Annotated in this window: 9 protein-coding genes; 2 read left to right on the top strand and 7 right to left on the bottom strand. The window is 72.2% G+C overall.

Annotated elements, in window-relative coordinates:
* Positions 1–10: 10 nt before the first annotated feature.
* The 4 genes from pth to glmU all read right to left on the bottom strand — a co-directional run bounded on the left by pth (position 11) and on the right by glmU (position 4,291).
* Positions 11–628, bottom strand: a complete 618-nt coding sequence (pth, locus tag FS882_RS09480; RefSeq protein WP_158372830.1) for an aminoacyl-tRNA hydrolase — start codon at positions 626–628, stop codon at positions 11–13.
* 108 nt (positions 629–736) lie between these two features.
* Complete coding sequence (locus FS882_RS09475; protein ID WP_158372829.1) at positions 737–1,336, bottom strand: 50S ribosomal protein L25/general stress protein Ctc; 600 nt, start codon at positions 1,334–1,336, stop codon at positions 737–739.
* Positions 1,337–1,643: 307 nt separating this feature from the next.
* On the bottom strand, positions 1,644–2,627 hold the full coding sequence (locus FS882_RS09470) for a ribose-phosphate diphosphokinase (protein WP_154730688.1): 984 nt from the start codon (positions 2,625–2,627) through the stop codon (positions 1,644–1,646).
* The gene (glmU, locus tag FS882_RS09465; RefSeq protein WP_158372828.1) at positions 2,624–4,291 is read right to left on the bottom strand and encodes a bifunctional UDP-N-acetylglucosamine diphosphorylase/glucosamine-1-phosphate N-acetyltransferase GlmU; all 1,668 of its coding nucleotides are present in this window, start codon (positions 4,289–4,291) and stop codon (positions 2,624–2,626) included. Before glmU ends, FS882_RS09470 begins: the two co-directional genes overlap by 4 nt.
* A gap of 185 nt (positions 4,292–4,476) precedes the next feature.
* On the opposite strand from glmU, the gene FS882_RS09460 reads away from it, so the two are divergent.
* Complete coding sequence (locus FS882_RS09460; protein ID WP_158372827.1) at positions 4,477–4,914, top strand: VOC family protein; 438 nt, start codon at positions 4,477–4,479, stop codon at positions 4,912–4,914.
* 141 nt (positions 4,915–5,055) lie between these two features.
* On the top strand, positions 5,056–6,531 hold the full coding sequence (locus FS882_RS09455; protein ID WP_158372826.1) for a hypothetical protein: 1,476 nt from the start codon (positions 5,056–5,058) through the stop codon (positions 6,529–6,531).
* 52 nt (positions 6,532–6,583) lie between these two features.
* On the opposite strand, the gene FS882_RS09450 is transcribed toward FS882_RS09455, so the two are convergent.
* From FS882_RS09450 to FS882_RS09440, 3 genes are read right to left on the bottom strand one after another with little or no spacing between them, the layout of a single operon-like run.
* Positions 6,584–7,459 (bottom strand): PRD domain-containing protein, encoded by an 876-nt coding sequence (locus tag FS882_RS09450; RefSeq protein WP_158372825.1) that lies wholly within the window; start codon positions 7,457–7,459, stop codon positions 6,584–6,586.
* A 40-nt stretch (positions 7,460–7,499) separates the two neighbouring features.
* The gene (locus FS882_RS09445; RefSeq protein WP_158372824.1) at positions 7,500–8,909 is read right to left on the bottom strand and encodes a glycoside hydrolase family 1 protein; all 1,410 of its coding nucleotides are present in this window, start codon (positions 8,907–8,909) and stop codon (positions 7,500–7,502) included.
* A gap of 12 nt (positions 8,910–8,921) precedes the next feature.
* Positions 8,922–9,473: a PTS glucose transporter subunit IIA gene (locus FS882_RS09440; protein WP_158372823.1), complete on the bottom strand. Its 552-nt coding sequence runs from the start codon at positions 9,471–9,473 to the stop codon at positions 8,922–8,924.
* Positions 9,474–9,520 lie beyond the last annotated feature (47 nt).

Here is a 9,520-nt window from a genome sequence, read left to right as displayed (position 1 = left end):
GCCGGCGGCGCTACGCGGTGCGGGTGTGGAACCGGAGCTGCGCGCGCTCCAGGCCCTCGGTCACGAGCAGCTCGACGGCGTCGGCCGCGTCGTCCAGCAGCAGCGGCAGCTCCTTGAGCTCCGGCTTGGCGAAGTCCCGCAGCACGAAGTCGGCCGCGTCCATCCGCCCCGGGGGCCGGCCGATGCCGACGCGCACCCGCAGGTAGTCCTTGGTGCCGAGCGCCTTGGTGGTGTCGCGCAGGCCGTTGTGGCCGCCCTCGCCGCCGCCGATCTTCAGCTTGATCTCCCCGAACGGGATGTCGAGCTCGTCGTGCACCATGACCACGCGCTCGGGCGGCACGTCGTAGTACCGCGCGAGCGCGGCCACCGGGCCGCCGGACGTGTTCATGTACGTGGTCGGCTTCGCGAGCACGGCCCGCGGACCCGGCGCGCCGCCGGGCAGGGTGCCGATCCGGACCTCCGCGGTCGCGGCCTGCGGGCGCCGGGACAGCACGCCGCCCTTCGACCCGAACGACGCCTGCGCACGCCGCGCGAGCTCGTCGAGCACCATCTGCCCGACGTTGTGCCGGTTGCCGGCGTACTGCGGCCCGGGGTTCCCCAGCCCGACCACCAGCCAGACGTCGCTCATCGCGGCGCCACTCCCTCCGTCGTCCACCTCATGGAACGCCGGACGCCCGGCACCTCACGGTACCGGGCGTCCGGACGGCGTCGGCGCGCACCCGGCGCGCCGTGCGGGTCACTCCGCGGCGGCGGCCTCGGCGGCCTCGGCCTCGTCCGCGGCGCGGTCCTCGGCGGAGACGCTCGGGACCGTGACGGTCACGATGACCTGCTCGGCGTCGCCCTCGAGCACGGAGCCCTTCGGCAGGGTCAGCCCGCCGGCGGTCAGCGCGGTGCCGGCCTCGAGGCCCTCGATGGAGACCTCGACGTGCTCGGGCAGGTGCGTGGCCTCGGCCTCGAGGGTCAGCGTCTGGGTCTCGACGATGTGGATGGTGCCGGGGGCCGACTCGCCCACGACCGTCACGGGCACCTCGACGGTGACCTTCTCGCCGCGGCGGACGATCAGCAGGTCGACGTGCTCGATGACGTTCTTGACCGGGTCGCGCTGGACGTCCTTGGCCAGGGCCAGGACCGGCTTGCCGTCGAGCTGGATCTCGAACAGCGCGTTCGCCGCGCCCTTGACCGCGAGCATCGTCTCGTGGCCCGGCAGGGCGACGTGCACCGGCTCGGTGCCGTGCCCGTACAGGACGGCGGGGATCTGGTGCGCACGGCGCAGGCGGCGCGCGGCGCCCTTGCCGAACTCGGTGCGGGCGGTGGCGGCGAGCTTGATCTCGGACACGGTGACTCCTGGGGCGCTGAGAAGGGCGATGGCGAGCGGTGGTGGCCTCGACGCGGGGCGCGGGACGGGCACGCGGAGGCGTTCCACCCTGTCGATCACGGACCGGCGGACCCGGTTCTCTCCGGTGACCGTCCGACATCCCTCGCCGAGGCAACTGGTCGATCTTACCCGGGCACGCGCCCCGCACGAAACCGGGCCGGCAGCACCCCGCGCCCCGCGCACGCCCCCGGACGCGCCGAGGCCCGCTCCCCCGGCGCGGGGCGAGCGGGCCTCGGACGTCGCGCGGCGGTGGCCGGCGCGCGACGGGTCAGGACTGGCCGTCGAACAGGCTGGTCACCGAGCCGTCGTCGAACACCTCGCGGATGGCGCGCGCGATGAGCGGCGCGATCGACAGGACCGTGAGGCCGTCGAACCGGCGCTCGTCCGGGATCGGCAGCGTGTCCGTGATGATCACCTCGCGGGCCCCGCACTGCTGCAGGCGGTCGGTGGCCGGGTCGGAGAGCACGCCGTGCGTCGCCGCGACGATGACGTCCTTGGCGCCGGCCTCCTTCAGGACGCGCACGGCGCCCGTGATGGTGCCCGCGGTGTCGATGAGGTCGTCGACCAGCACGCAGGTGCGGCCCTCGACGTCGCCGACGACGCGGTTGGCGACCGTCTTGTTCGGCTGCCGGATGTCGCGCGACTTGTGCACGAAGGCGAGCGGGCCGCCGCCGAGCTTCTGCGCCCACAGCTCGGCGACGCGGATGCGGCCGGCGTCCGGGGACACGACGGTGACGTTCTGCACGTCGACGCGCGTCCGCACGTACTCGGTGAGGATCGGCATGGCCCACAGGTGGTCCACCGGGCCGTCGAAGAAGCCCTGGATCTGCGCGGCGTGCAGGTCGACGCTCATCAGGCGGTCCGCGCCCGCCGTCTTGAACAGGTCGGCCATGAGGCGGGCCGAGATCGGCTCGCGACCGCGGTGCTTCTTGTCCTGCCGGGCGTAGCCGTAGAACGGCGCGATCACGGTGATGGTCTTGGCCGAGGCGCGCTTGAGCGCGTCGACCATGAGGAACTGCTCCATCAGCCACTGGTTGATCGGCGCGGCGTGGCTCTGCAGCACGAACACGTCGGCGCCGCGGACGGACTCCGCGAACCGCACGTAGATCTCGCCGTTCGCGAAGTCGTACGCCGTGGTGGGCAGGAGGTCGATGTCGAGGCTCTTGGCCACGGCGGCGGCGAGCTCGGGGTGTGCGCGGCCCGAGACCAGGACGAGCCGCTTCTCACCGTCCTGCGAGACGATCCCGGTCATCGTGCGGTGTCCTCCGTGCTGGGCTGGGCGTCGGGCAGCGGGACCGGGTGGTCCGGCAGGGTCGGGGGTGGCGTGCGGTGCACGCCGGCGGCGGGGCCGGCGGCCTGGCCGGCGCGCTCGCGCTCGGCGCGCGCCTGGGGCGAGAGCTCGGCGTCGTCGCCGCGGGCGCGGGCGGCGGCGTCGGCCGCGGGGGTGCCCGGGCGGGAGCGGGCGACCCAGCCCTCGATGTTGCGCTGGGCACCCGCGCTCACGGCGAGCGCGCCCGGCGGGACGTCGTGCCGGATCACGCTGCCGGCACCGGTGTAGGCGCCGTCGCCGACGGACACCGGGGCGACGAACATGTTGTCCGAGCCGGTCCGGGCGTACGAGCCGATCGTCGTGCGGTGCTTGCGGACGCCGTCGTAGTTGACGAACACCGAGGCCGCCCCGATGTTCGTCTCCACGCCGATCGTCGCGTCGCCCACGTACGACAGGTGCGGCACCTTGGACCCGGCGCCGATCTCCGCGTTCTTGGTCTCCACGAACGTGCCGATCTTGCCGCGCTCGCCCAGCACCGTGCCGGGGCGCAGGTAGGCGAACGGCCCGACGGTGGCGCCGGCGCCGACGACGGCCAGCGAGCCGTGCGTCCGGATCACCGTGGCGCCCTCGTGGACCTCGACGTCCTGCAGCGTGGTGTCCGGGCCGATCGTGGCGCCGGTCGCCACCGAGGTCGCGCCGAGCAGCTGGGTGCCGGGCAGCAGCGTCACGTCCTGCGCGAGCTCGACGTCGACGTCCACCCAGGTGGTCGCCGGGTCCACCACGGTCACGCCCGCGCGCATCCAGCCGTCGAGCACCCGGCGGTTGAGCTCGGCGCGGAGCACCGCGAGCTGGGCGCGGTCGTTGACGCCCTCGACGAGCACCGGGTCGTCGGTGCGCAGGGCCCGCACCCGGCCGCCGTCGCCGCGGGCGATCGCCACCACGTCGGTCAGGTAGACCTCGCCCTGCGCGTTGTCGCGGCCGAGCCGGCCGAACGCGCCGCGCAGCACGGCGGCATCGAAGACGTAGACCGAGGAGTTGATCTCGGCGATCGCGCGCTGGGCGTCGGTGGCGTCCTTCTCCTCCACGATGCCGAGGACGTCCCCGGCGTCCGGGGCGTCGGGGCCGGCCCGCAGGATGCGGCCGTAGCCCGTGGGGTCCGCGACCTCGGTGGTCAGCACGGTGACGGCGTTGCCGTCGGCGGCGTGCGCGGCGAGCAGCTCGCCCAGGGTCTCGCCGTCGAGCAGCGGGATGTCGCCGGCGAGCACCACCACGGGACCCTCGACCAGCACGCCGGAGACCGAGCCGGCCTCCCCCGGCCGGTCGCCGGCCGACGCGGCCTCGGCCTGCGCGGCGGCGTCCAGGACGGACAGCGCGCACTGCACGGCGCGGCCGGTACCCGGCACGTCGTCCTGGTCGGCCACCAGCACCTGCGGCATGAGCTCGCGGGCGTGGGCCGCGACGGCCTCGCGCTCGTGCCGGACCACGACCGCGGTGCGCCGCGGCTCGAGGGCCTGGGCTGCCGCGAGCGCGTGCCCGAGCATGGACCGGCCGGCGAGGGTGTGCAGGACCTTGGGGGTGGCGGATCGCATCCGCGTGCCCTCGCCTGCGGCGAGGACGATGACCGCGGCGGGGCGGGGGGTGGTCACCTGTGGGTGCTCCCTGTGAGAGGTCTGCCCGCGCGCCCTACGGGCGAGCCGGGCGGGGACGTCGTGCGCTGACGCACTCTACCGCCGCCGGGGAGCCCGCCGTCGCGGGTCCGGGCGGCGGGCACCATCATGGGACTGGCGCGGGCGCCGGCCGGGCGCCCGCCGGTCCCGCGAGGAGTGCCGCCATGACGGACGCGACCGCCCCCGGTGCCGCACCGCCCCGGGTCGTGCAGACGGTGCTGGACACCACCGATCCGCGGGGGCTCGCGGAGTTCTACCGCGAGCTGCTGGGCATGTCGTACCGCCCGGGGGACGAGCCGCCCGCGCCCGGGGAGCCGGACCCGCAGGGGGACGACTGGCTGGTCCTGCGCGGCGACGACCTGTGGCCGCTGGCGTTCCAGAAGGTGCCGGAGATCACGCCGCCGACGTGGCCGGAGCCGGCGGTGCCGCAGCAGCTGCACCTGGACATGACGGTGCCCGACGGCGCGACGCTGGACGCCCAGCGGGACCGGGCGCTCGCGCTGGGCGCGCGCCTCCTGCTCGACCGTCGCGACGACCCGGACGAGCCGCTCTACGTGTTCGCCGACCCGGCGGGCCACCCGTTCTGCATCTTCGTGGGGTGAAGCTCCCTTGAGCGGTGGATGCCCGGCGTACGGCCACCGCCTTGGGGATTGCAGGACTACCCTCCTTGAAGATCGCCCCCAGCGAAGCGCCTCCGCTGCTAAGTTCATCGGGACCGATGGAAGCGTCACCGCGGAGGGTTCGTGCGCCAGCAACATCTGCTCGAAGAGCTGAAGTTTCCCTCGCGATACGAACGCCTCGTCGACCAGCTCGGCACCGACGTTGCGCGGCTCCTCGTGTCGCCAGGAGCGCAGACTCACGATGAGTTTGAGGCAGTCGCGTACGCCATCGACCAAGGCGACGAAGGCCTCTTGTGCCCGATGTATGCCCTACCTGGCACAGGAAAAACCACGCTCGCTCAGAACCTCGGATCTTTCCACAAGACGCTATACGGTCCAACGCTGAAATACTCGGGCGACCTGACCACGACCGCGCTGAGCGCCGCCGTTCGAGCGCACCGGGCCGAAACCATGGCAGCCAACGACGAGCGCCTGACTCCAGTGAACATCGACTCCCGCGAGGCGCTACCGCCAGCAGCCATGGAATTGGCGGAGATCAAGCAGTTCTTGCGCACTTCGGACGGCGCAAAGGTGGCGATACTCTGGCCAACCACGAAGCGCGAAGTTGCACAGACCATGTCGCGCCAGTTTGAGGAGATCGCCGGAACCGTCCCTGTGCATCTGCCACTTGAGGTCCAGGGGCCGCCCGTCGAAACGTGGCGCAACATCGCAGCCGACACCGTTAGGCTCGTTAATCACGTAGATTCCCTCGAGTTGCTGATTAATCCCGCGGACTACGACCCAAACGAACACACTTCGATCGGTTCCTATCTCCGTGCGATGAGTGGCGACTTCATGAAGCGCCGTTTGGAGCTCCTGCGCAGCACGCGCAAACCGCTGAGCCTGACGATCGTGTTCGGGTCGGAATCGAACGACGCCGGCATCCTTAGTCAGTTGACCTCGAGCACGCGGTACGGGCTGCTCGATGGCAGCGCCCTCGTTGGGATCACGAAAGACAGCACGGTCGGGCAGTGGTGGGATGCGCGACGAGGCTTGCTGACACAGACAATCGTCCAACTCGACGCTCACGCCTTCGCGCTTTCCCCTACCACGACGATCGCCATGCTCAGGCAGTTCGGAAATGAAGACGTGCGGCGCGATCTAGCAACGCTCAACTTCAAGCCAAAAGGCACTAACGCCTGCCGTACGTCGATCGGGCGCTCGGACCTTGGTCGCCACCTCGCAGGCGAGCGTCGGTCGGCTTACGAGGCGCGCGGCAACCCGGGCGACGCATCGGTGACCGCCTTCGGCCTCCTGGTTGAAAACGGACTGATCAATAATAACCGGGATCGCCTCCTCAACAAGTCGATCGCAATGGCATTGCACGACTACCTGGGCGCCAGCGACTCCACCCTTGAGGTTGTCGCCGAGAGATCTCTAGACGGTACGTCGCTTATCCCGGATGTCTCAATCATCACCGACAAGATGGCACACGGCATCGAATACGCGTGGCGCACCGGCGACTACCTCGTCGCCAAGAATCGGTCCGCGTGCGCGATCTACATCTTGACTAAGTTGAAGAACTACGCCACTTCGATGGGTTGGGCTGGGACTGCGTAAGCTCCGTCTTGGGTCATACTCGAGATGACCCAAGACGGACACAGCACGGCTTTCATTGCGGCGCCATGCCCGTCAGCCGCGCCACGTGCAGGCTCAGGTAGAGCAGTTCGTCCTGGTCGACCTCCCAGGCGAACAGCTCCTCCAGCAGCGCGCCGATCCGCACCGCGGACGCGTACTGCCGCGGCTTGGTGAGCCGGACGGCCTCCAGCAGCGCGTCCGGGTCGGGGGCGCCCGGGCCGGTCGCCCCCGACACCGGCACCGGCGCCTTCTCGGCCTGCCGCGCGCGCACGAACAGGAACCGCAGGTGCGTGATGAACCGCGCCACCTCCACCGAGCCCTCGTCGAACCGCACGCCGTACTCGTCGTCGATGATGCCGAGGATCCGCTGCAGGGCCTCGGTCATCCGGACGTACTCCCGCATGTCGTCGGAGCCGTACTGGGCGTTGACGAAGTGCATGGCGATCGGCACGGCCTCGGACGCGGGGAGCCGGACGCCGGTGCGCCGCTCCACGATGTCGAGCGCCTCCCGCCCGAACGAGAGCTCTGCCGGGTACAGGTAGGACAGCTCCGACCGCAGCGGGTACTCCATCGCGGTGCCGTCGGCGACCCGCCGCAGCGCGAACCCGATGTGGTCGGCCAGCGGGATGAGCACCCGCGCCGTGACGTGCGGGCCGAGCCGCTCGCGCCCGGTGCGCATGACCTCCTCGGACGCGGCGACGGCGTCGATGGAGATCTCCTCCACCATCGCCGCCAGCCGCTCCAGGGAGCCGATCCCGTCGGGGACGAAGGTGCGCTGCACGGCCGCGGCGTCCACCTCGTCGCCCGGGGTGGCCCGGAACCCGAGCCCCGGGCCGAGGAGGATCACCTCGGTCCCGGCGTCGTCGACGCCGAGCACGACGGAGTTGTTCAGGACCTGCTTGACGCGCATGCGCACTCCCGCTGCTCCGGCGGCGGCGCCGCCGACCCGGTCATCGGATGCCCCCGTTGCTCGCGATCACCCGCTGGTACCAGGTGAACGAGTCCTTGCGGTGCCGCGCGAGCCCGCGCAGGTCCGTCTCGTCGCGGTCGACGTAGACGAAGCCGTACCGCTTGCGCATGCCCTGGTGCGTGGACACCAGGTCGAGCGCGGACCACGGGCAGTAGCCGAGCACGTCGACCCCGTCCGTGATCGCCTCCTGGATCTGCTCCACGTGCGAGCGGAGGTAGTCGATCCGGTACGGGTCGTGCACCGAGCCGTCCGCCTCCAGCACGTCGGGCGCGCCGAGGCCGTTCTCGGTCACGAGCAGCGGCAGCCGGTAGCGGTCGAACAGCTGGCGGAACGTGGTGCGGAACCCGACCGGGTCCATCTCCCAGCCGAAGTCGCTGACCTGCAGGTGGGGGTTGGTCACGCCGCGGTACACGCCGGCCTCGCCGATCAGCAGGTGCTGGTCGTGCGAGCCGCCCTTCTCGGGTCCGTCCGGGTCGGGTGCGCCGACGGTGTGCGACGTGTAGTAGTTGAACGCGATGAAGTCGGGCTTCCCTGCCGCCAGGTCGTCCAGGTCCCCGGGCTCGATCCTCGGCCGCCAGCCCCGCTCCCCCAGGTACGCCCAGGCAGTCGGGTTGTAGACCCCGTGCACCGCGGCGTCGAGGTACAGCCAGTTCCGGATCGCGGCGAAGTCTTCGGCGGCGACCACGTCGAGCGGGTCCGGGCTGGCCGGGTACACGCACGCGATGTTCGGCGCCGGGCCGACCAGCGCGCCGGGCACCTCGTGCACGGCGCGCATGGCCCGGGCCTGGGCGACCAGCATGTGGTGGTTCTGCTGGTAGACCGCGCGCTGCGGGTCCTCGCCCGCGGGCGCCGGGACGCCGAGCGCGGAGCCGAACAGGATCATGATGTTCTGCTCGTTGATGGTGAGCCAGCGCCGCACCTTGCCGCCGAGCTCGCGGACCAGCAGGCGCGCGTACCGCTCGAACGCGTCCACGGTCGCGCGGGAGGACCAGCCGCCGCGTTCCTGCAGCGCCTGCGGCAGGTCGAAGTGGTACATCGTCAGGACGGGCTCGATGCCCCTGGCAAGCAGCGCGTCCACCAGCCGGTGGTAGAACGCGATGCCGTCGGGGTTGACCTCGCCGTCGCCGTCCGGGATCACCCGGGACCAGGACACCGAGAACCGGTAGGCCGTGAGCCCGAGCTCGGCGAACAGCTCCACGTCCTCGGCGAACCGGTGGTAGTGGTCGGAGGCGACGGTGTAGTCGGCGACGCCGGCCGGGCGGTCGGTGCGGGCGTCGATCACGGACGGGCCCTTGCCGTCGGTGAGCGACGCGCCCTCGACCTGGTAGGCCGAGGTGGACGCGCCCCACAGGAAGGACGGCGGGAACGGGGCCAGGGTGCGGTGCTGCACGGGTGCGCCTCCTCAGGTCGCGGGGGTGACGGTCAGGACGGGTGCGCCGGCGACGACGGGGCCGGGCGCGTGCGGCTCGACCCCGCCGAGCGCGGCGGCGTTCGTCACCACCAGCACGACCGTGGTCGGCAGTCCCCCGGCGGCGACGGCCGCGACGTCGACGCGCGCGAGCACGTCGCCGGCCTCGACCCGGGCGCCGGGCTCGACCCGCTGGTCGAAGTGCTGCCCCTTCAGGGTCACGGTGTCGATGCCGACGTGCACCAGCACCTCGACACCGGCGTCCGAGCGCAGGCCGTAGGCGTGCGGCATCGCGGTGACGACGGTGCCGGACAGCGGCGCGACGACCGTACCGTCCGTCGGCTGGACCCCGACACCGGGCCCGAGCAAGCCCGCCGCGAACGCGGGGTCGGCGACCTCGGCCAGCGGGACGACGGTGCCCGCGACGGGGGCACCGACCTGGCCGGCGACGAGTGCGGCTGCCGCCGGGGCGGCGGCGGGCGGGGCCGCAGGGGTGGCCGGGGCCGCGCCGGCGCGGCGGCGTCGGCCGAAGAGGTTCGTGGGCATGGGTGCTCCTGTTCGTGCGGGGTGGTGCGGGGGCGGCGGGGCGTGCT

Origin of the sequence: Cellulosimicrobium cellulans, from assembly GCF_007679345.1 — a bacterium.
Classification (GTDB): Bacteria; Actinomycetota; Actinomycetes; order Actinomycetales; family Cellulomonadaceae; genus Cellulomonas; species Cellulomonas cellulans_A.
The sequence above is the reverse complement of the archived record's forward strand: the minus strand, read 5'-3'. Positions and strand labels throughout refer to the sequence as shown.